This is a genomic window from Microbispora hainanensis, assembly GCF_036186745.1.
Taxonomy (GTDB): domain Bacteria; phylum Actinomycetota; class Actinomycetes; order Streptosporangiales; family Streptosporangiaceae; genus Microbispora.
On the sequence record NZ_CP108086.1, the window covers coordinates 3,511,775 to 3,534,525 of the forward strand.

Annotated in this window: 19 protein-coding genes; 16 read left to right on the forward strand and 3 right to left on the reverse strand. The window is 71.2% G+C overall.

The genetic code is table 11. The features are described 5' to 3' along the window. Positions 1-132 precede the first annotated feature (132 nt). The 3 genes from OHB01_RS16670 (at position 133) to OHB01_RS16680 (ending at position 3,900) form a co-directional block, all read left to right on the forward strand. Positions 133-1,452, forward strand: a complete 1,320-nt coding sequence (locus tag OHB01_RS16670; protein ID WP_328855615.1) for a hemolysin family protein — start codon at positions 133-135, stop codon at positions 1,450-1,452. Positions 1,453-1,703: 251 nt separating this feature from the next. Then, positions 1,704-2,717, forward strand: coding sequence for a tryptophan--tRNA ligase (gene trpS, locus OHB01_RS16675; RefSeq protein WP_147945084.1), 1,014 nt, complete (start codon positions 1,704-1,706; stop codon positions 2,715-2,717). A 214-nt stretch (positions 2,718-2,931) separates the two neighbouring features. Next, positions 2,932-3,900: a YihY/virulence factor BrkB family protein gene (locus OHB01_RS16680; RefSeq protein WP_240971177.1), complete on the forward strand. Its 969-nt coding sequence runs from the start codon at positions 2,932-2,934 to the stop codon at positions 3,898-3,900. A gap of 215 nt (positions 3,901-4,115) precedes the next feature. Here OHB01_RS16680 and OHB01_RS16685 read toward each other — a convergent pair whose 3' ends face one another. After that, positions 4,116-5,477, reverse strand: coding sequence for a D-alanyl-D-alanine carboxypeptidase (locus OHB01_RS16685; RefSeq protein WP_328855616.1), 1,362 nt, complete (start codon positions 5,475-5,477; stop codon positions 4,116-4,118). A 94-nt stretch (positions 5,478-5,571) separates the two neighbouring features. On the opposite strand from OHB01_RS16685, the gene OHB01_RS16690 reads away from it, so the two are divergent. The 11 genes from OHB01_RS16690 (at position 5,572) to OHB01_RS16740 (ending at position 18,738) form a co-directional block, all read left to right on the forward strand. Further along, positions 5,572-5,772 (forward strand): SCO4848 family membrane protein, encoded by a 201-nt coding sequence (locus OHB01_RS16690; RefSeq protein WP_261986005.1) that lies wholly within the window; start codon positions 5,572-5,574, stop codon positions 5,770-5,772. A gap of 67 nt (positions 5,773-5,839) precedes the next feature. Continuing rightward, on the forward strand, positions 5,840-7,012 hold the full coding sequence (locus OHB01_RS16695; protein ID WP_142646579.1) for a glutamate--cysteine ligase: 1,173 nt from the start codon (positions 5,840-5,842) through the stop codon (positions 7,010-7,012). 239 nt (positions 7,013-7,251) lie between these two features. Beyond that, positions 7,252-8,493, forward strand: coding sequence for an amidohydrolase (locus OHB01_RS16700; protein ID WP_185948943.1), 1,242 nt, complete (start codon positions 7,252-7,254; stop codon positions 8,491-8,493). A gap of 315 nt (positions 8,494-8,808) precedes the next feature. Further along, on the forward strand, positions 8,809-10,623 hold the full coding sequence (locus tag OHB01_RS16705) for a serine/threonine-protein kinase (RefSeq protein WP_328855617.1): 1,815 nt from the start codon (positions 8,809-8,811) through the stop codon (positions 10,621-10,623). Between the two features lie 87 nt (positions 10,624-10,710). Continuing rightward, on the forward strand, positions 10,711-11,751 hold the full coding sequence (locus OHB01_RS16710) for a BMP family lipoprotein (RefSeq protein ID WP_205830010.1): 1,041 nt from the start codon (positions 10,711-10,713) through the stop codon (positions 11,749-11,751). Between the two features lie 207 nt (positions 11,752-11,958). After that, positions 11,959-12,987 carry a BMP family lipoprotein gene (locus tag OHB01_RS16715; protein WP_261986007.1) on the forward strand — a complete coding sequence of 343 codons (1,029 nt, stop codon included), beginning with the start codon at positions 11,959-11,961 and terminating at the stop codon, positions 12,985-12,987. A gap of 100 nt (positions 12,988-13,087) precedes the next feature. After that, a complete protein-coding gene (locus OHB01_RS16720) occupies positions 13,088-14,626 on the forward strand; it encodes an ABC transporter ATP-binding protein (RefSeq protein WP_142646578.1) in 1,539 nt (512 codons plus the stop codon). Then, positions 14,623-15,753, forward strand: a complete 1,131-nt coding sequence (locus OHB01_RS16725; RefSeq protein WP_142646576.1) for an ABC transporter permease — start codon at positions 14,623-14,625, stop codon at positions 15,751-15,753. The genes OHB01_RS16720 and OHB01_RS16725 overlap by 4 nt, the downstream gene beginning before the upstream one ends. 31 nt (positions 15,754-15,784) lie before the next feature. Beyond that, on the forward strand, positions 15,785-17,056 hold the full coding sequence (locus tag OHB01_RS16730) for an ABC transporter permease (RefSeq protein WP_147945087.1): 1,272 nt from the start codon (positions 15,785-15,787) through the stop codon (positions 17,054-17,056). After that, the gene (locus OHB01_RS16735) at positions 17,053-17,442 is read left to right on the forward strand and encodes a cytidine deaminase (RefSeq protein WP_142646572.1); all 390 of its coding nucleotides are present in this window, start codon (positions 17,053-17,055) and stop codon (positions 17,440-17,442) included. Before OHB01_RS16730 ends, OHB01_RS16735 begins: the two co-directional genes overlap by 4 nt. Before the next feature lie 9 nt (positions 17,443-17,451). Continuing rightward, on the forward strand, positions 17,452-18,738 hold the full coding sequence (locus OHB01_RS16740) for a thymidine phosphorylase (RefSeq protein WP_142646570.1): 1,287 nt from the start codon (positions 17,452-17,454) through the stop codon (positions 18,736-18,738). Between the two features lie 287 nt (positions 18,739-19,025). Here the strand turns inward: OHB01_RS16740 and OHB01_RS16745 are convergent, their stop codons facing one another. Then, positions 19,026-20,009 (reverse strand): winged helix-turn-helix domain-containing protein, encoded by a 984-nt coding sequence (locus OHB01_RS16745; protein ID WP_328855618.1) that lies wholly within the window; start codon positions 20,007-20,009, stop codon positions 19,026-19,028. A 58-nt stretch (positions 20,010-20,067) separates the two neighbouring features. Between OHB01_RS16745 and OHB01_RS16750 the strand changes: the two genes are divergently transcribed. Then, complete coding sequence (locus tag OHB01_RS16750) at positions 20,068-21,312, forward strand: MFS transporter (RefSeq protein ID WP_205830008.1); 1,245 nt, start codon at positions 20,068-20,070, stop codon at positions 21,310-21,312. Between the two features lie 11 nt (positions 21,313-21,323). Next, a complete protein-coding gene (locus tag OHB01_RS16755) occupies positions 21,324-22,163 on the forward strand; it encodes a VOC family protein (RefSeq protein ID WP_142646566.1) in 840 nt (279 codons plus the stop codon). 62 nt (positions 22,164-22,225) lie between these two features. Here the strand turns inward: OHB01_RS16755 and OHB01_RS16760 are convergent, their stop codons facing one another. Continuing rightward, positions 22,226-22,690: a MarR family winged helix-turn-helix transcriptional regulator gene (locus OHB01_RS16760; RefSeq protein ID WP_142646564.1), complete on the reverse strand. Its 465-nt coding sequence runs from the start codon at positions 22,688-22,690 to the stop codon at positions 22,226-22,228. Positions 22,691-22,751: the final 61 nt, after the last annotated feature.

Sequence of the window (22,751 nt, forward strand, 5' to 3'; positions counted from 1 at the left end):
ATTATGTACGTCCGGGGCCTAGCTTACGCGGTTCCCATGAGGAGCGGGTTAAATGCCTCCAGTACCGCAATCCCAGCAAGTCGCAGGGGATCGCGACGACCGGCCCGGCCTGCCTGACACCCGAACGGACTGATGACGTTGAGCAACGTCGCGGTGACCATCACCCTGGTCCTGATATTCATCCTGATCGGCGGGTTCTTCGCCGCGGCCGAGATGGCGATGGTCTCGCTGCGGGAGAGCCAGATCCGCCGCCTGAGCCGCGAGGAGGGACGCCGCGGCGCGCGGGTGCAGAAGCTCGCCCGCGACCCCAACCGCTTCCTGTCCGCCATCCAGGTCGGGGTGACCGTGGCGACCGTGCTGTCGGCCGCGCTCGGCGCCGACGCGCTCGGCCCGCGCTTCGCCCCGGTCCTGGAGCAGTGGGGCCTGCGGCCGAGCGTGGCCGCGCCCGTCGCGTTCGTGGCCGTCACGCTGGCCATCTCGTACGTCACCCTGGTGCTCGGCGAACTGGCGCCCAAGCGGCTCGGCCGGCAGCGGGCGGAGAGCCTGTCGCTCGTCACCGCCCCGCTGCTCGACCGGATCGCCATGCTGTCGAGGCCGGTGATCTGGCTGCTGTCCAAGTCGACCAACGGCGTCGTACGGCTGCTCGGGGGCAACCCGTCCGCCGACAGGGCGGCCATGACCACCGAGGAACTGCGCGACATGGTCGTGGGCCACACGGAGCTCACCCAGGACGAGCGCGACGTGATCGCCGAGGTGTTCGCGGCGGGCAAACGGCAGCTCAGGGAGGTCATGCTGCCCCGCACGGAGGTCGAGTTCATGGCGGCCGACACCCCGCTCGCCGAGGCGGCCGTGCTCGCCGCGGCCATGCCGCACTCGCGGTTTCCCGTCTATCGCGACTCCTACGACGACGTGATCGGGTTCGTGCACGTGCGCGACCTGCTCGACCCGGTGCGCACCGGGCGGCTGGAGCCGATCAGCGAGCTGGTGCCGATCCGCCCGGTCAAGTTCGTGCCCGCGAGCAAGCGGGTCCTCGTCACGCTCGCGGAGATGCGCGACGAGGGCCACCACCTCGCCATCGTGGTGGACGAGTACGGCGGCACCGACGGCATCGTGACGCTGGAGGACCTGGTCGAGGAGCTCGTGGGCGACATCCGCGACGAGTACGACGAGAGCGGCGACGCCGTACGCGTGATCGCCGGGGATGTCGAGGTCGAGGGGCTCGTCAACCTGGATGAGTTCCACACGCAGACGGGCGTGCGGTTGCCCCACGGGCCGTACGAGACCCTGGGCGGCTACGTCATGGGCTTCCTCGGCCACCTGCCCCAGCGCGGCGAGGTCGCCGAGGCGCCGGGCGTGAAGCTGACCGTGACGGAGATGGACGGCCGCCGCGTCTCCCGCGTCCGCGTCACCCGTACGCCCCCGGAAGACCCGGCGCCGGCGGCGACCGGCTGAGCGGCGGGCGGGGCATCGGCGCGGGGCCGGGGAAGTGTTCCACGCTCGGCGCCCGAGGGAGGCGTCCTCCCCACAGGCGCGGGGCCGGGGAAGTGTTCCACGCCCGGCGCCCGAGGGAGGCGTCCTCCCCACAGGCGCGGCCCCACCGCGAGCTGTGGCGATCCTGTCGGCTCAGGGACCTCGGCGGCGGGAGCGTCCGCCACGGGCCGCGTCTGTCGCGGGCAGCCCGCGACTGCTGACAGAATTGCCGTATGGCTCTTGCTCGCGTCCTGTCCGGTATCCAGCCGACCGCCGACTCGTTCCACCTGGGCAACTATCTCGGCGCCATCCGTCAGTACGTCGCGCTGCAGGACACTCATGAGGCCTTCTTCTTCATCGCCGACCTGCACGCGCTGACCGTCGCGCCCAAGCCCGAGGAGCTGCGCCGGCGCACCAGGATCGCCGCCGCCCAGCTGTTCGGCGCGGGGCTCGACCCGGAGCGCGCCGCGGTCTTCGCACAGAGCCACGTGCGTGAGCACAGTGAGCTCGCCTGGTATCTGATCTGCCAGACCGGCATGGGCGAGGCCGGCCGGATGACGCAGTTCAAGGACAAGTCCGCGCGCTATGGCGAGAGCTCGGCCAGCGTGGGCCTGTTCACCTATCCGATCCTCCAGGCGGCCGACATCCTGATCTACCAGGCCGACCAGGTGCCGGTCGGGGTGGACCAGAAGCAGCACCTGGAGCTCAGCCGCGACCTCGCGCAGCGCTTCAACAGCCGCTACGGCCAGACGTTCAAGGTGCCGAGCCCCTACATCCTCAAGGAGGTCGAGAAGATCACCGACCTCCAGGACCCGACCGCCAAGATGTCCAAGTCGTCGTCGAGCCCGCAGGGCATCCTCGACGTGCTGGAGGAGCCGAACGTCCTGCGCAAGAAGGTCATGCGCGCGGTGACCGACACCGGCAGCGAGGTCGTCGCCGACGAGGAGAACAAGCCGGGCGTCACCAACCTGCTGCGCATCCTGTCCGCGCTGACCGGCACGCCGATCCCCGACCTGGAGACGCGGTTCGCCGGGCAGGGATACGGCGCGTTCAAGAAGGAGGTCGCCGAGGCCGTCGTCGAGACGTTCTCGCCGATCCGGGAGCGTACGGAGAAGCTGCTGGCCGACGAGGCCGAGCTCGACCGGCTGCTGATCGCGGGCGCCGCCCGGGCCCGCAAGGTGGCCCGCGAGACGATGGAGCAGGTCCGCGAGCGCCTCGGCCTGCTTCCCACGCCGCCCTTCGAGTGATCCGCGCCGGCTCCGCCCTTCTCGTGGGCGCGCCCACGCCGCGCTTCGAGTGAGCCCGTGCCCACGCCGCACTTCGTGTGAGCGCGCCCAGGCCGCTCTTCGAGTGAGCCGCGTTCGCTTCGTCCTTCGAGCGACCCGCGTCTGAGACCGCGGCCCCGCCCCGGGCCGCGGTCGCCGTACGCATCGAGACGCCTTCTCCGGGTACACAAGGGCGATGGGAATGGCGTTGGTCGACCGGGTCACGCGGCGGATCGATGAGGTCAGGGCATGGGGCCGCATGCGGATCGAGCGTGACCGGATCCGCTTCCCCTGGTTCGATCACCTCATCCGGACCGTGCAGCGCTACCAGGTGCAGTCGGGAGACCGGCTTGCGGGCGCCATCACCTACTTCGCGTTCCTGTCGTTCTTCCCGCTGATCGCGTTGGCGTTCGCCCTGTTCGGCTACATCGTGACGATCCGCCCGGACGCGCTCGCCACGCTCACCGAGGCGATCAACAAGCAGCTTCCCGGGCTCGCGGACCAGCTCCACATCGACCAGCTGGCCGGGGCCCGCGCCCGGGCCGGGGTCATCGGTCTGCTCGGTCTGCTGTACGCCGGGCTGGGCGCCATGGACGCCCTGCGCGGGGCCCTGCGCACCATCTGGATGACCTGCGAGCCGCCGCTCAACTACTTCGTCGGCAAGCTCCGCGACCTCGTCGCGCTCGTGCTGATGGGCCTGGCCATGCTGGTCTCGGTGATCGCGAGTGGGTTCGCCACCGGGGCCACGAGCACGGTCGCGGGATGGCTCGGCCTGGGCTCCTCGCCACTGGCCGGCTTCGGGATCTGGCTCGCCGGGATCGGCGCGAGCCTCGTCGCCGACCTGCTGCTCTTCCTGGTCATCCTCGGCTGGCTGGCCAAGCCGCCGCAGCCGTTCCTCGTCGTGCTCAAGGGCGCGCTGCTGGGGGCGGTCGGCTTCGGCGTGCTGAAGCAGCTCGCGGCGCTGATCCTGGCCGGCACCCTGCGCAACCCGGTGTACGGCACGTTCGCCGTGGTCGTGGGGCTGCTGCTGTGGATCAACCTGTCGGCCCGGGTGATCCTCTACGCCGCCGCGTGGACGGCGACGGCCACTCTTGGCCCGCCGCCCCAGCCCACCCCGCTGCCGTCGCCCGCGACCACGCCCACGACCGGCCGTGGCCCGACCTGACGGGGGCGCAGCCCGAGGGGTCGGTGGGCACCGATCCCCGGCCGGCCGCCGAGGCCGTGCTGAAGCTCGTCGGCAGCGACGAGCCGCCGCTACGGCTGCTGCTGGGCGGCATGGCCTACGACCTGGCCTTCGACGTCTCCCGTCAGCGCATGAAGACGCGGGCCCGATGGGAGGAGGTCAGCCGCGCCGCCGAGCACGCCGTCCCCGCCCGCGAGTTAGCCGGTGGCATCGCCGGGCGTCCTGCGGCGCCGGCGCAGGGCGTACGCGCCGAGGGCGAGGACCACGACGGCGCCGCCGCCGATCACCAGGGGAGTGGTCGAGCCCGCGCCGTTGGAGGCGGGGTCCTCTCCACGTGCCCTGGCCGCGCCCACGTCGGCCCCGCCCGGCGTCGGAGAGGCCCGTACGGCCAGGGGGGAGGAGGCGGGCTTGGGGTCGGGCGCGGGGGCGACCAACTGGCCCACGGGGGCCGCCTTGCCCCTCGCGGCGAAGCCCCAGTCGAGCAGCTTGGCGACCTCGTCCCAGAAAGAACCGGGGTGATGCATGATCACGACGAGGATCGTGTGGCCGTCACGCTTGGCCGCGCCCACGAAGCTGCCCAGGGCCTTGGACGTCCAGCCGTTCTTGACGCCGAGCATGCCCTTGTAACGGCCCAGCAGCCGGTTGTGGTTGGCCATCTCGTAGTAAGCGGGCGCGGGAGACTCGCTGGCCTCGGCGTCGTCGCGGCGCTTCTTCTTCTTTTTCTTCTTGGGGTCTTCCTTGGGCGCGGGGAACTTGGCGACCTTCGTGCTGATGTATTCGCGGAAGTCCGGGAGCGCCAGCCCGGCCCGCGCGATCAAGGCGAGGTCGTACGCCGAGCTGCGCTGGCCCGGGGCGTCGAGGCCGTTCGGCGTCTTGGCCACCGTGTCGTACGCCTGGAGCTTGCGCGCCTCCTTGTTCATGTCGGCGAGCGTCTTCTTCACGCCGCCGTTGGCCTCGGCCAGCGCGACGGCCGCGTCGTTGCCGGAGACCATGAGCAGCGCCCGGAAGAGGTCGTCGACCTTGTAGATCGGCTCGGGGACGATGCCGACGGCGCTGCCCTCCACATTGCAGGCTTCCTCGCTCGGCTTGATCTTGCGGTTCTTGTCGAGCCGGGGGATCAGCGTCACGGCCGTCAGCGTCTTGAGCGTGCTCGCGGGCAGGTAGTGCCCGTGCGGGTCCTTGGCCGCGAGCACCGCGCCGGTGTCGGCGTCGGCGATGACGTACGCGCTGGCCTCGGTCTTGGGCGGGGGCTTGATCCCGGCGGGCCGGATGATCCCGCGGCCGGCGAGCCGGTCTCCGCCGATGGCGCCGTTAGCCTTGCCTGTTCCAGAGACGGCCGTTCCAGAGACGGTCGCTCCGGTGACAGCGGTTCCCGTCCCTGTGGTTCCGGCCACTGTGGTTCCGGTGACTGCGGTGCCGAGCGTGGCCGTGCCGGTCTGCCGCGGCGCCAGGTCTGGCACGGCCCGTGCGTTCGCGGTGGGAGGGGCGCAGAGCAGCGCCGTCGTCAGCACCCCCGTCGTCGTCACGGTCGCGGCGAGGGCCCGCAGGTTCGTCCCCATAGGTCGCTCAGCCTAGCCTTGACTGCCTTCGCATGACGCGACATATGCCCCAAATGCCACAGGGCCACGCTGGTGGCAGCCCGATACTGTGGACATGACGAGACGTGTATCGATCTTCCTTGTGGCACTCGGCGTTTTCACGATCTTCGAGTGGATCAACCTCGGCTTCAACCTCGCCGACGGGCACGAGACGTCCTTCTACGTCGTCCACGGCGTGCTCATCGCGGTGAACATCATCTTGGGGCTGGCGCTCGGGGCGGTCGGCGTGCGGGGATGGATGAAGGGTAGGGCCTGAGCCTGGAACGACCTTGTCCGCTGTGACCCGAAGGGTCGGCAGGGACCGAGCGTGATGGAGGCAAGCTTTGGCGATCGACTTCAACCCTTCACGTGGCGCGACGCTCGGCGTGGAATGGGAGCTTCAGCTCGTCGACCGGCTGACGCGTCATCTCCGCCAGGACGCCAAGGAGGTGCTCGCCGCGGTTCCCGACCTCAGTGAGGGGCAACGGCCCAAGGCCATGCACGAGCTCATGCAGTCGCAGGTCGAGATCGTCACCGACGTCTGTCACACCGTCGCCGAGGCGGTGCAGGATCTGAAGAAGAGCATCGGCCGGCTGGCCGAGACCGTCGAGCCGCGCGGCATCGGGCTCGCCTGCACCGGGACCCACGCGATCAGCGACTGGCGCGACGCGGTCTACGCGCCGAGCCAGCGCTACGTGGAGCTGATCGAGGACCTGCAATGGCTCGCCTGGCGGATCCAGACGTTCGGCGTGCACGTCCACGTGGGCGTCAAGGAGCGGGACAAGGTCATCCCGATCGTCAACGCCCTCGCGGCGTACCTGCCGCACTTCCTCGCGCTCACCTCCTCCAGCCCCTTCTGGGGCGGGCAGGACACCGGGCTGGCGTCCAGCAGGGCCATCGTCTTCGGCTCGCTGCCCACGGCCGGGCCGCCGCACCTGCTGGCCGACTGGGCCGAGTTCGAGGAGTACATGGACACGCTGCTGCGGGCGGGCACGATCCGCAGCATCAAGGAGGTGTGGTGGGACATCCGGCCGCACCCCGACTTCGGCACGATCGAGATCCGGATGTTCGACGGCATCCCGACGCCGCGCGAGGTCGGCATGGTGGCCGCGCTGTCCCAGTGCCTCGTGCAGCAGTTCGATCAGCAGCTCGACCGGGGATACACGCTGCCGCATCCCGCGGCGTGGGTGGTGCGCGACAACAAGTGGCGCGCCACGCGCTACGGCCTCGACATGGACGTCATCACCGACGACCATGGCGCCACGGCGCCGATGCGCGACGTATTGTATGAACTTCAGCGTGAACTCGAACCCGTCGCCGAGCGGCTCGGCTGTGCCGACGAGCTGGCGGTCGTGACCGAGGTGCTGGAGCAGGGGAGCTCATCCGAGCGCCAGCGAGCGATCCTCGCCGACGGCGGAACCCTCCAGGACGTGGTCGACGCCACGGTAATCGAGCTCGCCGAGGACAGGTTCGTCACCGCGAACCCCAACCGCGAGATCGGACAATCAGCCACCTGACGGGGTAGGCCTGATATGTCCGTCAACAGTGCCTAGTTCTGACAACGTGCGGCGCCCGGTGTAAATACTGGGCAATCCGCCGTATCGGAGGGTCGCGGCATGGAAGGATTGTGAATGAAGGGTCGGTGGAGGCGAGACACGCCCGCTCGACCCTTTTGGGCTTTTTCGTGACTTTTCATGATCATATTGGACGATCCGGCAATCCGTGGCGGGACGGCTCGCCGGAGAAGGGAAGACCCGTGGCCACCTCATCGAAGCTCGCAACGCCGGACGCGGCCGTGCCGGGAAGTAACGACCTGGCCGGGCAGCTGGCGGAATTCCTTCGCGAGCACAACGATGAGCTGATCGAGTTCCGGCGAGACGTACACGCGCACCCGGAGATCGCCTTCAGCGAGCATCGCACGACAGAGAAGATCGCTGAGCGGCTGACGGACGCCGGGCTCACCCCGCACCCGCTGTCGCGCGGCACCGGCCTGTGGGTGGACCTCGGACGCGGCGAGGGCCCCACGGTCGCACTGCGCGCCGACATCGACGCGCTGCCGATGGAGGACGAGAAGGACGTCCCCTATCGCTCCACGAACCCCAACGCGTGTCACGCCTGCGGCCACGACGTGCACACCTCGATCGTCCTCGGCGCGGGGTTGTTCCTGGCGTCGCAGGCCGACGCGGGAGCGCTCCCCGGCCGGGTGCGGCTGATCTTCCAGCCGGCCGAGGAGGTCGCGGGCGGCGCGCTCGAGGTCATGCGCGACGGCGGCCTCAACGAGGTCGACCGCATCTTCGCGCTGCACTGCGACCCGCGCCTCGACGTCGGTCACATCGGCCTGCGGACCGGCCCGATCACCGGGTCCTGCGACAGTTTGCGGATCCGTGTCGCGGGCCCGGGCGGGCACACCGCCCGCCCGCACCTGACCGTCGACCTCGTCTACGCGCTCAGCAAGATCGTCACCGAGCTGCCGGCCGCGCTGTCGCGCCGCGTCGACCCGCGCTCCAGCCTCAGCCTCGTGTGGGGCCAGATCTCCGCGGGTTCCGTGGCCAACGCGATCCCGGACTTCGGGGTGGCCCAGGGCACGGTCAGGTCGCTCGACGAGGACGCCTGGCACCAGGCTCCCGACATGGTCAAGGCCCTGCTCGACTCGGTCGCGGGCGCGTACGGCGTGGACGCCGAGATCGACTACCGGCGCGGCACGCCGCCCACGGTGAACGAGGCCACCAGCATCCAGATGCTGAACGACGCGGTCACCCAGGTCATCGGCGAGGGCGCGGCCGTGCCCACGCCGCAGAGCCTCGGCGGCGAGGACTTCTCCTGGTATCTCGAGTCGGTGCCCGGCGCGCTCGCCCGGCTGGGCACCCGGGCGCCGGGGACCGTCGACGAGGTCGACATCCACCGGCCGCTGTTCGATGTGGACGAGCGCGCGATCGGGATCGGGGTCAAGGTTCTGGCCGCCACCGCGCTGACCGCGCTGTGGGGCGGTGCCCGCTGAACCGAGCCCAGGTGAATTCGCGCCCGTCGGATCCGCGCCCGTTGAATCCGCAGCCGTCGGATCCGCGCCTGTTGAGCCGGCGCCCGTGGGACGCGCGTTTCTCGGACCCGCGCCTGTCGGACCCGCGCCTGTCGGACCCGCGCCTGTCGGACCCGCGTCTGTCGGACCCGCGCCTGTCGGACCCGCGCCTGTTAAGTGCGCGCCCGTTGAATCCACAGCCGTCGGATCCGCGTCTGTCGAGCCGGCGCCCGTCGGACGCGCGCTTCCCGGACCGCGCTCACCCGACCGGCCGAGCCCGCTGAGCCGTACGCCGCCGTGCCCGACGTCTCCCTCCTGCGTCCCGAGGACCCCCGGCATCTCGGGAACTACCGTCTCGACGGCCGCCTCGGCGCGGGCGGCCAGGGCGTCGTCTTCCGAGGCACCGCCCCGTCGGGCGTGCCGGTGGCCGTGAAGCTCCTGCACGCCCGGCTCGACGGCACCGCCGCCCGGCGGGCCTTCGCCCGTGAGATCGAGGCGGTGCGCCGGGTCGCGCCGTTCTGCACCGCCCAGGTCCTCGACGCCGACCTCGACGGCGACCGGCCGTACGTCGTGAGCGAGTACGTCGACGGGCCGTCGCTGCGCGAGCACGTGACGGCGGCGGGACCGCGGACGGGCGGCGATCTCGACCGGGTCGCCGTGGGGACGGCGACCGCGCTGGCCGCGATCCACCGGGCGGGAATCGTCCACCGCGACTTCAAGCCGGGCAACGTGCTCCTCGGCTCGGACGGGCTGCGGGTCGTCGACTTCGGCATCTCGCGGCTCGCCGACGCCACCGCGACGACCGGGAATCTCGTCGGCACCCCGGCCTACATGGCGCCGGAGCAGCTCCAGGGCCGGTCTGCCGGTCCGGCGGCGGACGTGTTCTGCTGGGCGCTCACGCTCGTCTACGCGGCGAGCGGGCGGCACGCCTACACCGGTGACACGCACGCGGCCGTCATGGCCCGCATCCTGTACGGCATGCCGGACCTCGGGCCGCTCGCCGGCCTGCTGAAAGATCTCGTCGTGGCGTGCCTGGCCGCGGACCCGGCCGACCGGCCGGACGCCGGACAGGTGCTCAGCGCCCTGCTCGACCGGCCCTCCCCAGGCCGGCCCGGACCCCCGGGGCGGGCGGGGCAGGGCATGACCGCACCGGGGCCCGGCGGCTCCGCAGCGTCCTTCTTTGCGGCGTCCGGCTCTGCGGTGTCCGGCTCTGCGGTGTCCGGGTCTACGGCACCGCCACGACAGGAGCCGGGGGCTACGTCGCCCGGGGCGCGGGCCGACACCGGCCAGATCGACACAAGCCAGACCGACACAAGCCAGGCCGACACAGGCCAAGCCGACACAGGCCAGGCCGACACAGGCCAGGCCGACACAGGCCGGACCGATGTTGACGAGTCCGACACCGAGCCGACCGGCCGAGAACCCGCAGACACCGAGCCGGCCAGCCTGGATCCGACCGGCTCGTATCCGAGCAGCCTGGGTCCGACCGGCCTGGGCCCGACCGGCCCGACGCCGACCGGCTCGGCTCCGATCAGCCGGACGCCGACCAGCCAGGAGCGGACCAGTACGGAGCGGACCAGTACGGAGCGGACCGGCACGGAGCCCGGGGGAGCCGAGGGCGTCCTGGTGGACCGGCCTACGGAGCTCGCCAGACCCGGCGGGCGTGGTCGCGGGCGGGCGCGTGCGGTGATCGCCTCGCTCGTCCTCCTCGTCGCGGTCGTCGTCGCAGCGGGTGTCGCGTGGGTCCTGACGAACGGCGAACCCGGCCGCGAATCCGCCCACCAGCCAGCCCGCCTGGCCGGGCGCCTCGACGGGACGTGGACGGGCGTCGCCCGCTATCCCTCGGCCGGCCGGATCTTCCCGGTCGAGATCCGCCTGACCACCCCGGCACGGATGAGGTGGGGTGCCGACCTCCACTGCTCCGGCCGTCTCACCCCCGCGCGCGAATCGGGCGAGACGCTCGTGCTGACCCTCGACCAGGTGAAGGGCGACGCGTGTTATCCCGGAAGCGTTTCGATCACCTGGCGGGGCGACACCGCGGCCGACTTCGCGGTGACACGCGAAGGAGAACGGGACGCCCGATACTCGGGGTCTCTTTCGCATACGAATTGACCCAAATGGGATAAATCTGTCAGGGACTTTGTGTCCCACGTTCTCCTGGACGCCCAGCGGGTATCGCGAGGTTGGGACAATTCCGGGATGGAGGTCCGATTGCGGGCGTTCCGGGCGGTGATGGCGGGCGCCGTCGCCGCCGCCGTGACCGCCGTCGCGGGATGCGGCGGCGAGGTGAGCACGGCGACCCCGCGTACACGTCCGCTGCAGGTCGGGCTCGTGTACGACATCGGCGGACGGGGCGACCAGTCGTACAACGACGCCGCGGCCGCCGGAGTCGACGAGGCCAAGCGCAACCTGAAGGGCATGCGGGTGCGTGAGGTCGAGGCCGCGCCGGGCGAGCCCGCCACCCGCAAGGTGGAGCGGGTGCGGGCACTCGCCGCGGCGGGATACGACCCGATCATCGCGGTCGGATACTCGTACGCACCGGCGCTGGCGCGGATCGCCCCGAGGTTTCCCAGGACGCGGTTCGCGATCGTCGACGAGCCCACGGTGAAGGGCCCCAACATCACGAACCTGCTGTTCGCCTCGGAGCAGGGGTCGTTCCTGATGGGCGCGGCGGCGGCGATGAAGTCGCGCACCGGCGACGTCGGCTTCGTCGGGGGCAACCCGTCGCCGCTGGTCAGGAAGTTCGAGGTCGGCTACGTCCAGGGCGTGAAGCACGTGAACCCGCGGGTGCGGATCAGGATCGCCTACCTCACGGGCCCGCACGACCTGAACGGCTTCTACCGGCCCGACAAGGCGGAGAAGGTCGCACGGCGCATGTACCGGGCCGGCGCCGACGTGGTCTACCAGGTCGCCGGGGCCTCGGGGGCCGGGGTGTTCCGCGCGGCGAACGACGCCGGGGCGTGGGCCATCGGCGTCGACTACGACCAGGCCAAGAGCGCCGACCCGGCCGTGCGCCACGTGATCATGACCTCGATGATCAAAAGGATCGACGTCGCGGTCTACGACTACCTCGCCGGCGTCGCCGACCACACCGTGACCAGCGGCCCGGTCGTGTACGACCTGAGGCGCGGCGGCGTCGACTACAGCCTCACCGGCGGCCACATCGACGACATCCAGCCGCGTCTGGAGCTGCTCAAGCAGGAGATCATCCACGGCCGGGTCAAGGTTTCCCCAGGCTGACGCCCTGGTCACGGTGTGGACTGCGCTGCATAACGGACATGTTGCGGACTGCGGTGCGGGTTTGGTCGATGCAGGTCAAACAACTATCTTCCGTGCAGGGTTGCCGTGCGTTCCTGCGTGCGTGCGACGAGAGTCAGACGGGCGGGGAACGGAAGGGGAGTCACGACCTTGCTCCGCAATCGAGTTAGCAGACTGGCCGCCGCCACGGTGAGCGGCGCCTTGCTCATGGCCGCCGCCGCCTGTGGGGGTAGCGACGACACCACCACGACCGGAGCTTCGGCCGACGCGTCCAGCGCGCCTGCCGCCTCCCAGGTCAAGGTGGGCCTGGCATACGACATCGGTGGCCGTGGCGACGGCTCCTTCAACGACGCGGCCGCGGCCGGCCTGGACAAGGCCGAGGCGGAGCTTCACGTCGAGAAGAAGGAGCTGGAGGCCACCCAGGGCGAGACCGACGCACAGAAGGAGGAGCGGCTGCGCCTGCTCGCGTCCGGGGGTTACAACCCGGTCATCGCGGTGGGCTTCGCCTACTCCGGCTCCGTGGCGAAGGTCGCCAAGGAGTTCCCCGACGTCAAGTTCGCCATCGTGGACGACGACGCGGCCAAGGGCGACAACATCACGAACCTGATGTTCGCCGAGGAGCAGGGGTCGTTCCTCGTGGGCGTCGCGGCGGCGCTGAAGTCCGAGAAGGGCAACATCGGCTTCGTGGGTGGCGTCGACGTGCCGCTGATCCACAAGTTCGAGGCGGGCTACGAGGCCGGCGCGAAGGCCGTCAAGCCGGACATCAAGATCCAGACCAAGTACCTCACCCAGCCCCCGGACTTCGGCGGCTTCGGTGACCCGGCCAAGGGCAAGACGGCCGCCGAGGGCATGTACGACGCCGGTGCGGACGTGGTCTACCAGGCGGCCGGCGGTTCGGGCGCGGGCGTCTTCGAGGCGGCCAAGGCCGCGAACGCGATGGCGATCGGCGTCGACTCCGACCAGGCGGCGCTCCCGGCGTACGCCGACTTCAAGGATGTGATCATCACCTCGATGATCAAGAAGGTCGACGTGGCCGTCTTCGACTTCCTCAAGAAGTACATCGACGGCACGGTCACGTCCGGCCCCTCGGTCTACGACCTCAAGGCGGGCGGCGTGGACTACTCCACGACCGGCGGCAAGATCGACGACATCAAGTCGAAGATCGACGAGTACAAGCAGAAGATCGTCGGCGGCGAGATCACGGTCCCGACGTCCTGACCTGCGCATTCGAGGGGCCCGGAGGCACCCGCCCCGGGCCCTTTGCTCTACTCTCACTATCACTTGACCGCACCGGGCACTCCGCGAAGAGGAGGCCGACATTACCGCCGCGACCGCCACGGAACCCGCAGTAGAACTCACCGGGATCACCAAGAGGTTCCCGGGAGTCGTCGCCAACAGCGACATCCACCTCCGCGTCGCCAAGGGGCACATCCACGCCCTCGTAGGCGAGAACGGCGCGGGGAAGTCCACGCTGATGAAGATCCTGTACGGGATGCAGCGCCCAGACGAGGGCGAGATCCGCGTCAACGGGGCGCCCGTGGGCTTCCACACCCCCGCCGACGCCATCGCCGTGGGCATCGGCATGGTCCACCAGCACTTCATGCTGGCCGACAACCTGACCGTCCTGGAGAACGTGGTCCTGGGCAGCGAGCCGCGCCGCGGCGGCCTCGCCCTGGACTTCGCCGCCGCACGCAAGAAGATCAAGGAGATCTCCGACGCGTACGGCCTGGGCGTGCAGCCGGACGTGCCGGTCGAGGACCTGGGTGTCGGCGACCGCCAGCGGGTGGAGATCCTCAAGGTGCTCTATCGGGGCGCCCGCATCCTGATCCTGGACGAGCCGACCGCCGTGCTCGTGCCCCACGAGGTGGACGAGCTGTTCGACAACCTGCGCGGCCTGGTCCGCGAGGGGCTGACGATCCTGTTCATCTCCCACAAGCTGGACGAGGTCCTCCGGGTGGCCGACGAGATCACCGTCATCCGGCGCGGCACCACCGTGGCGACCGTGAACCCCAAGGACGTGACCTCCCGCAAGCTCGCCGAGCTCATGGTCGGCAGCGAGCTGCCCAGCCCCGAGACCCGCGAGTCGACCGTCACCGACGTCGTCGCCCTGTCCGTACGCGACCTGACCGTGCGCACCGGCGACGGGCGGCCGGTGGTCGACAACGTGAGCTTCGACATCCACAAGGGCGAGGTGCTCGGCATCGCGGGCGTCGAGGGCAACGGCCAGGCGGAACTCGTCGAGGCGATCATGGGTATGCGCCCCTGCGAGGCGGGCGCGCTCACGCTCGCCGGCGCCGACATCTCCCAGTGGTCCACGCTGAAGCGGCGCGCGGGCGGCATCGGCTACATCCCCGAGGACCGCCACCGCCACGGCCTGCTGCTCGAATCGCCGCTCTGGGAGAACCGCATCCTCGGCCACCAGACCCGCCGGCCCAACGTCAAGGGCCCGTGGATCGACCGCGCCGGTGCCCGGGCCGACACGCGGCGCATCGTCGAGGAGTACGACGTGCGCACCCCCGGCATCGACGTGGACGCGGCCACGCTGTCCGGCGGCAACCAGCAGAAACTGATCGTCGGGCGGGAGATGAGCGGCGATCCCGTGCTGCTCATCGCCAGCCACCCCACCCGGGGTGTGGACATCGGAGCGCAGGCCGCCATCTGGGACCACCTGCGCACCGCGCGCGCCGCCGGGCTGGCCGTGCTGCTGATCTCCGCGGACCTCGACGAGCTGATCGGGTTGTCCGACACGCTCAAGGTGATCCTGCGCGGCAGGATCGTCGCCGACGTCGATCCCGCGAACGTGACCCCCGAGCAACTGGGCTCGGCGATGACCGGCGCCGGGGAGGAGACGGTATGAACGGGTTCCTCGACCGGGTGCTCGGCCGGGTGAAGCTGAGCGGCTGGCTCGCCGTCGTCGCACCCCTCATCGCGGTCGTCGTCGCCGTGCTGATCACGTCGGTGGTCCTGGTCGCCGCGGGCAAGGACCCGGTGCTGGCGTTCACCACCCTCGCGGAGTACGGCACCCAGCCGCGGTCGATGGCCATGATCCTCAACACCGGGGTCATGTACTACATCTCCGCGCTCGCGGTGGCCGTCGGCTTCCGGATGAACCTCTTCAACATCGGCGTGGACGGCCAGTATCGGCTCGCGGCCGTGATCGCCGCCGGGCTCGGCGGCGCCGCCGTGGTGCCGGGCGTGCTCAACATCGTCCTCGTGATCGTCGTGGCGGTGGTCGTCGGCGCGCTGTGGGCCGCGATCGCCGGTCTGCTCCGGGTCTACCGGGGCGTGAGCGAGGTCATCTCGACCATCATGCTGAACGCGATCGCCACCGGCCTCGGCTCGTGGCTGGTCAGCGAGCACTTCGGCGTGCTGACCGGCAACGACCTCGGCACCAGGCCCATCCCCGACGACGCGCACATGCCCGGCATCCCGCTCATCGCGGGCACGCCGGTGCTCGTCAACGGGTTCATCGTGGTCGCGGTCCTGCTCGGCATCGCCTACTGGGTGGTGCTCAACCGCACCCGGTTCGGCTTCGAGCTGCGGGCGACCGGCAAGTCCGAGTCCGCGGCGGTGGCCAGCGGTGTCAGCGTGAAGAAGATGATCGTCGTCACGATGGTCATGTCGGGGGCGGTCGCCGGCCTGATCGGCATGCCGGAGCTGCTCGGCGCCTCCTACAAGTACAGCAACAACTTCCCGGCCGGTCTCGGCTTCACGGGCATCGCGATCGCCCTGCTCGGCCGCAACAACCCGGTCGGCATGGCGGTCGGCGCGCTGCTGTGGAGCTTCCTGGACAACTCGTCCAACCAGCTCCAGCTGCTCGACATCTCCAAGGAGATCGTCCAGATCATGCAGGGCGTCGTCGTGCTCTCCGTGATCATCGCGTACGAGCTGGTCCACCGCTACCGCATCGTCGCGGAGCAGCGCAGGGTCAGCCGCGAGCTCGCCGCGCCACAGGAGGCGCCGAAGGCGGAGGCGACGGCATGACAACCAGGCCGGACGGAATCGAGGAGACGGCATGACGGCGACGGACCTCCCGGTCGAACGCCCGGTCGAGGCGGCCCCGGTGCGGCGCTTCCGGCTGTCGGGCCCGGTGCTCCTGCTCGGCCTGGCCGGGCTCGTGGTGCTGCTGTCGATCGCGCGGCTGGTGACCGGGGCGAACGACATCACCTCGGCGGGCACGGTCAGCGCCGCGCTCGGCCTCGCCGTGCCGATCGGGCTCGCCGGTCTCGGCGGCCTGTGGTCGGAACGGGCCGGCGTGGTCAACATCGGCCTCGAAGGCATGATGGTGCTCGGCACCTGGTTCGGCGCCTGGGGTGCCATCCAGTTCCACAGCCCCTGGGCGGGTGTGGTCGCCGGCGCCGTCGGCGGGGCGCTGGGCGCGGCCATCCACGCCGTCGCGACCGTGACCTTCGGCGTCGACCACATCATCTCCGGCGTGGCGATCAACATCGTCGGCGTCGGCTTCACCCAGTATCTGTCCCAGCTCGTCTTCGACGGCATGCCTGGTGGCGGCACGAAGAACTCGCCGCCGCTGCCCAAGATGGGCACGGTGAGCCTGGGCTTCCTCAACGACCCGCTGCGGACCGTCGAGGCCAAGCACTGGTTCGTCCTGTCGGACTTCGCGGGCGTGCTGCGGGGCATCACCCAGGACGTGTCGTGGTTCACGATCCTGGCGATCCTGCTGGTGCCGCTGTCGTTCTACATCCTGTGGCGCACGCCGTTCGGCCTGCGCCTGCGGGCGTGCGGCGAGCGTCCGGTCGCGGCGGAGTCGCTGGGCGTCAACGTCTACCTGTACAAGTGGGCCGCCGTGCTGGTCTCCGGTGTGCTCGCCGGGCTCGGCGGCGCGTTCCTGTCGCTGGTGGCGGCGGGGATCTACCGCGACGGGCAGACGGGCGGACGCGGCTACATCGGCCTCGCCGCCATGATCTTCGGCAACTGGCGTCCCGGCGGGCTCGCCGGCGGCGCGGCGCTGTTCGGCTACACCGACGCGCTCCAGCTCCGGCAGGGCGGCATCTCGGTGCACGCGCTGCTGCTCGTCGTCGCGCTGCTGCTCGTCGCCGTGGCGGTCTACCAGCTCGTACGGCAGCGGCGCGGGCGCGCGGCCCTGATCACCGGGGTCGTGGCGATCGCGGTGTTCGTGGTGTTCGCCGTGACCGACACCGTGCCGGAGCAGTTCACCTCGTTCACCCCCCACCTGACCACGCTGCTGGTCCTGTCGCTGGCCTCGCAACGGCTGCGCATGCCGGCGGCCGACGGTGTCCCGTATCGAAGGGGGCAGGCGAAATGAGCATCGACTGGGAGGCGCTGCGGGTCGCGGCCCGCGAGGCCATGACCCACGCGTACGCGCCGTATTCGAAGTTTCCCGTGGGGGCGGCGGCGCTCGTCGACGACGGCCGGATCGTGACCGGCTGCAACGTCGAGAACGCGTCGTACGGCCTGGGGCTGTGCGCCGAGTGCGGGCTCGTCTCCGCGCTGCACGCGAGCGGCGGCGGCAGGCTGGTGGCCTTCACCTGCGTGGACGGCCACGGCGAGCTGCTGATGCCGTGCGGCCGCTGCCGCCAGCTGCTGTTCGAGCACGGCGGGCGCGACCTGCTGGTGGAGACGCCCGACGGGCCGATGCGGATGGACGGCTTCCTGCCGTTCGCCTTCGGCCCGGATGATTTGTCGCGATAAGGGGGAAACGTGGGGTTCGACGCGATCGAGGTCATCACCGTCAAGCGCGACCGGGGCGAGCTGTCGACCGCCCAGATCGATTGGGTGATCGACGCGTACACGCGGGGCGAGGTGGCCGACGAGCAGATGTCGGCGCTGCTGATGGCGATCCTGCTCAACGGCATGAACCGCAGGGAGATCGCGGACTGGACCCAGGCCATGATCAGGTCGGGGGAGCGGATGGACTGGTCCTCCCTCGACCGGCCCACGGCCGACAAGCACTCCACCGGCGGGGTCGGCGACAAGATCACCCTGCCGCTGGCCCCGCTGGTCGCCGCCTGCGGCGCGTACGTGCCGCAGCTGTCCGGGCGGGGCCTCGGCCACACCGGCGGCACGCTGGACAAGCTGGAGTCGATCCGCGGCTGGCGGGCGTCGCTGTCGAACGACGAGATGCTCGGCGTGATCCGCTCGGCCGGTGCGGTCGTCTGCGCGGCGGGCGCGGGCCTCGCGCCGGCCGACAAGAAGCTCTACGCGCTGCGCGACGTCACCGGCACGGTCGAGTCGATCCCCCTGATCGCGTCCTCGATCATGTCCAAGAAGATCGCCGAGGGCACGGGATCGCTCGTGCTCGACGTGAAGGCCGGCTCGGGCGCGTTCATGAAGAACGTGGACGACGCCCGCGAGCTGGCCCGGACGATGGTCGAGCTGGGCACCGACGCCGGGGTGCGCACGGTCGCCCTGCTCACCGCGATGGACCGCCCGCTGGGCCTGAAGGTGGGCAACGCGCTGGAGGTCGAGGAGTCCGTCGAGGTGCTCGCCGGAGGCGGCCCCGCCGACGTGGTCGAGCTCACCGTACGGCTGGCCAGGGAGATGCTGGAGGCCGCCGCCGTCCCGGGCGCCAAGGACCCGGAGGAGGCGCTCAAGGACGGCTCGGCGATGGACGCCTGGCGGCGCATGATCATCGCCCAGGGCGGCGACCCGGACGCGCCGCTGCCGAAGGCCGCCGAGTCGGCCGTTGTCACCGCCCCCGCCTCGGGCACGCTGCGCACGCTCGACGCGCTCAAGGTCGGCGTGGCGGCCTGGCGGCTCGGGGCCGGACGGGCTCGCAAGGAGGACCCGGTCTCCGCCGGCGCGGGCATCGTGCTGCACGCCAAGCCCGGCGAGACGGTCCGCGCCGGGGCTCCGCTGATGACCCTGTACGCCGACGAGGCCGCCAGGTTCGACCGGGCGCTCCAGGCGCTCGAGGGCGCGTACGAGATCGGCCAGGACGGCGGCGCGGACCTGCTGCCGCTGGTGATCGACCGCATCACCGCCTGAGCGTCGCAGTCTTCGCGTCAGCGTGGGATCAGCAGCGCGCTCATGCACGCCCATGCCGACGAACAGGCCGCCGGTGAGCATGTCGAGCCGCTTCTTCAGCCGCCGGTAGCCCCTGGTGATCCACGGGCTGCCGGCCAGGAAGGCGACGGCGGAGAACCAGGCGAACGCCACGGTCGGCATCGCGCCGAGGGTGGCCGCCCGCGTGACGAGGTCCGTACGGTGCGGGAGCAGGCTGGCGAACAGGACGCCGAAGAAGACCACAGGGCCTTGGGGTTGGCGAGGTTGGTTCACTCCATCGAACGACCATCCGTGTCACCCGCCACGAGGGCGTCGCCGAGGGGCGTGCGGTAGTAGAGCACCGACCGCCCGGCCCGGCGCCGCCGTACGAGACCGGAGTCGAGGAGCACCTTGAGGTGGCGGCCCACCGAGCCCAGGCCCTGGCCGCTCAGCGCCACGAGGTGCGTCGTGCTCTTCGGTGCGGCGAGCAGCACGAGCACCCGCGCCCGTGCCGGGCCGAGGAGCCTGCCGAGCGCCTCTGGCACCGGCGCCCGGCCGGGCTCGGCCAGCGTCCCCGAGCAGGGGTAGACCAGGGCGTAGTGGCGGCCCACGGTCCAGGCGGCCCATGCCTGGCGGGGAGTGACCGGGACGAACATCAGCCGCGCCCCGCCGATCCGCCTCGGCGGATAGTCGTAGGTGTTGATCTGCAGCCGGTCGCCGCCGAGCCAGCGCATCCCCTTGCGCATGTCGTTCAGCGTGGCGGCCCAGCCGCCCTGGCTGATGAGGCCCACGCGGGCGACGACGTCGGCCTCCATGATCCGCCGGCGGCGCGGCCAGTCGGGCAGCACGGTGTGCGTCCACACCCAATCCAGCAGATCCGCCGCGCGGTCGGCCAGGTCGGTGCGGCGCAGCGGCCCCGGCAACGGACCGCGCAGCGCCACCTCGATGTCGGCGTACGCGGTCTCGGGCGGGGTCGCGCGGACCCGGGCCAGTTCCTCCTCGAAGGCGGGCTCGCCCTCGCCGGTCGGAGCGGGAGTGAGGAAGTCGGCGGTCCAGTTGCGGCCCCGCGCGGCCCTCAGCAGCAGCGCCGTGATCGGGTCGCCGGCCAGGCGGGAGCGGAAGGCGGGCAGATGGGTGTCGAGCCACTCCCGCTCGCCGGGATGCGCCGCCGACGCCCTCTCCAGGGTGAACAGGCAGGCGGTGGCCTCGGCCAGGGGAGAGATCACGAACCGGCTCTCCGCGAGGGTGTCGGAGTCGGCCAGCCACCAGCCCATGTTTCGCCTCCCCGCGAAACAATAACGGCGGTGCGCGGCGGTGATCGAGGCTCCCGTCATGCGTACCTATCGGGAACTGTTCCGCACGCCTGAATACACACCCCTGTTCACCGCCGCGTCCGCGCAGGTGGCGGCCTCAACCGTGAGCGGCCTGGCCCTCGGCACGCTCGTCTACGGGGCGACGGGGTCGCCGCTGCTGTCGGCCCTGAGCATGTTCGGCTCGTCCTTCGCACAGGTGCTCGGGGCGACGGTGCTGCTGTCGGCCGCCGACCGGCTGCCCCCGCGTGCCGCGATGACGGCGCTGGCGCTCGTCCACTGCGCCGGCACGGCCGCGCTCGCCGTTCCCGGTCTGCCGCTGTGGGCGGTGTTCGCCGTCGTCCTGGGCATGGGGCTCGCCGCCTCCCTCGGCGGCGGGGTCCGGTTCGGGCTGCTCAACGAGATCCTGCCCAGGGACGGCTACCTGCTCGGCCGTTCGGTGCTCAGCATGTCGGTCGGCGTGCAGCAGATCGTCGGCTTCGTCGCCGGAGGCGTGCTCGTGACCGCGCTGTCCCCGCGCGGCACGCTGCTCGCCGGGGCGGGGCTGTACCTCGTCGCGGCGGCCGTCGCCCGGTGGGGGCTCACCGGCCGCCCGCCCCGCGCGCAGGGACGGCCCTCTCCGGCGGAGACGTGGCGGGTCAACCGCGTGCTCTGGTCGTCGGGGCTGCGCCGCCGGCTCTATCTGGCCCTGTGGGTGCCGAACGGCCTGATCGTGGGCTGCGAGTCGCTGTACGTCGCCTACGATCCCCCGCACGCCGGGCTGCTGTTCGCCTGCGCCGCCGCCGGGATGCTCGCCGGTGACACGCTGCTGGGGCGGTTCGTCCCCTCGTGGTGGCGCGAGCGGCTGAGCGCTCCGCTGCGGCTGCTGCTCGCCGCGCCCTACCTGGTCTTCCTGCTCCGCCCGTCCCTGCCGGTCGCGCTGGCCGCCGTCATGCTCGCCTCGGCCGGATATTCGGCGAGCCTGCTGCTCCAGGAACGCCTCATGTCCGTCACCCCGGAGGAGATGAGCGGGCAGGCGCTCGGGCTGCAGTCGTCGGGCGTGCTGACCATGCAGGGGGTCGGCGCGGCGATCGCGGGGGCGGTGGCTCAGACCACCTCGGCCCCGGCCGCGATGGGCGCGATGGCGGTGGCCTCCGTCGTGGTCACCCTCGCACTGGCTCCCGGCCTGCGGCCCGGCCCGGCCGCCGAGGTCCGCCCCGGCACGGTCACCGGCGTCGGCGGGCTTCGCCGTACGGGACCGCTCGGGACGCGGAGGGGCCGGGGGTAGGTTGGGGAGCCGTGTCAGATCACGAAGGCATCCGTCATGTCGAGATCGGCGTCGCCGATCTGGTCCGCTCGCTCGACTTCTACCGCGACCTGCTGGATCTCGCTCCAGCGGAGGGCCCGGCCGCGGCGCCCGGCGTCGCATGGCTCTCGGCCGGGCCCGCACTGCTGAAACTGGTCGAGACGACGGAAGGCGATCTCGGCGGCTGGGTGAACGACGACCTCCAGCGCGGCATCCGGCACATCGGCTTCAAGGTCGGCGACGTCGATCTGCGGGCCGAGCGCGTCCGCGACGCCGGGGTGCCCTTCACGCTGCCACCTCTCGACGCGGTCGGCGGCGTGCGGATCGCGTTCTTCCAGGACCCGGACGGCACCCATCTGGAGATCACGTCCGGCTACCTCCGGTATCACCGGGTCGCCTCGCCGGACCTGGCCGAGCGGGAACGGCTGGCCGCCCTGAGCAGGCCGCGTACGGCGCCGCCGGTCTTCGACCACGTGGCGGTCACGTCCGCCGACCTCGACGCCGCGCTCGCCGTCTATCGGGACAGGCTCGGTTATGAGGTCATCGGCCAGATATCGCAGGACCAGGACCCGCGCGGCTTCCTGATCACATATCTGCTGGCCGGGGAGGCGGTCCTGGAGGTCTTCACGTTCACCGCTCCCACGACCGCGAGCCCGTGGACTCCCGACCCGTGTCGGCGGGGTTTCCGGCACGTCGCCATCGCCGCCGACGACCCGGAGGAGGCGGCTTTCCGGCTCATCGAGGCGGGCGCGCAGGTGACAGGAGACGGCGCGCTGGTGGACGCGAACGGCGCGCTCGTCGACGTGGACGGCGTGCCGCTCCTGATCGCCTGAGCCCGCCGGTTCCGCGCCTGCCCGCGTGCTCAGCGGGCCGGCTCTCTTCGTCACATGAGGGCTCAGACGGGGCGGGGGGCCTCGTCCGGGACGGATGGCGCGTAGCCGGCGTTCACGAGGTGGGGGAACAGGTGCTCGGCCAGGACGGCCCGATGCGTGGGGGTCGCCTCCGCGTGCCGTCGCCGTCCCTCCTCGGTGAGCTGCACGAAGACCCCGCGCCGGTCCGCCTCGCACAGCGCGCGGCCGACCAGGCCCTCGCGTTCCAGCCGGGCGATGAGGCGTGACAGCGCGCTCTGGCTCAGGTGAACCTGGCCGGCGAGCTCCTGCACGCGGAACTTGGCCCCGTCCGGCCCGTCGCAGAGAGAGGACCGGTCTGCCTCCACGAGGCGCTCAAGCACCTCGAACTCGCTCACGCCGAGCCCGTGCTTGTCGCTCAGCTCACGCTCCAGCGCGCACGACACCTCCGCGTGCCGGGCGAGCAGCTCGCGCCAGGCCATCACCACAAAGCCGGTGTCGATGTCGTTCATGCGAGACCGCCTTTCTCGGCGCGACCATACCATGCACACACATTAGATGCAAACGCATTAT

Bases quoted from the DNA above. Each gene is read 5' to 3' on its own strand.
- OHB01_RS16680 (WP_240971177.1), top strand. From the start codon at position 2,932: ATGGGAATGGCGTTGGTCGACCGGGTCACGCGGCGGATCGATGAGGTC.
- OHB01_RS16750 (WP_205830008.1), top strand. From the start codon at position 20,068: ATGCGTACCTATCGGGAACTGTTCCGCACGCCTGAATACACACCCCTG.
- OHB01_RS16725 (WP_142646576.1), top strand. From the start codon at position 14,623: ATGAACGGGTTCCTCGACCGGGTGCTCGGCCGGGTGAAGCTGAGCGGC.
- OHB01_RS16730 (WP_147945087.1), top strand. From the start codon at position 15,785: ATGACGGCGACGGACCTCCCGGTCGAACGCCCGGTCGAGGCGGCCCCG.
- OHB01_RS16735 (WP_142646572.1), top strand. From the start codon at position 17,053: ATGAGCATCGACTGGGAGGCGCTGCGGGTCGCGGCCCGCGAGGCCATG.
- OHB01_RS16685 (WP_328855616.1), bottom strand. From the start codon at position 5,477: ATGGGGACGAACCTGCGGGCCCTCGCCGCGACCGTGACGACGACGGGG.
- OHB01_RS16670 (WP_328855615.1), top strand. From the start codon at position 133: ATGACGTTGAGCAACGTCGCGGTGACCATCACCCTGGTCCTGATATTC.
- OHB01_RS16690 (WP_261986005.1), top strand. From the start codon at position 5,572: ATGACGAGACGTGTATCGATCTTCCTTGTGGCACTCGGCGTTTTCACG.
- OHB01_RS16710 (WP_205830010.1), top strand. From the start codon at position 10,711: ATGGAGGTCCGATTGCGGGCGTTCCGGGCGGTGATGGCGGGCGCCGTC.
- OHB01_RS16760 (WP_142646564.1), bottom strand. From the start codon at position 22,690: ATGAACGACATCGACACCGGCTTTGTGGTGATGGCCTGGCGCGAGCTG.
- OHB01_RS16745 (WP_328855618.1), bottom strand. From the start codon at position 20,009: ATGGGCTGGTGGCTGGCCGACTCCGACACCCTCGCGGAGAGCCGGTTC.
- trpS (WP_147945084.1), top strand. From the start codon at position 1,704: ATGGCTCTTGCTCGCGTCCTGTCCGGTATCCAGCCGACCGCCGACTCG.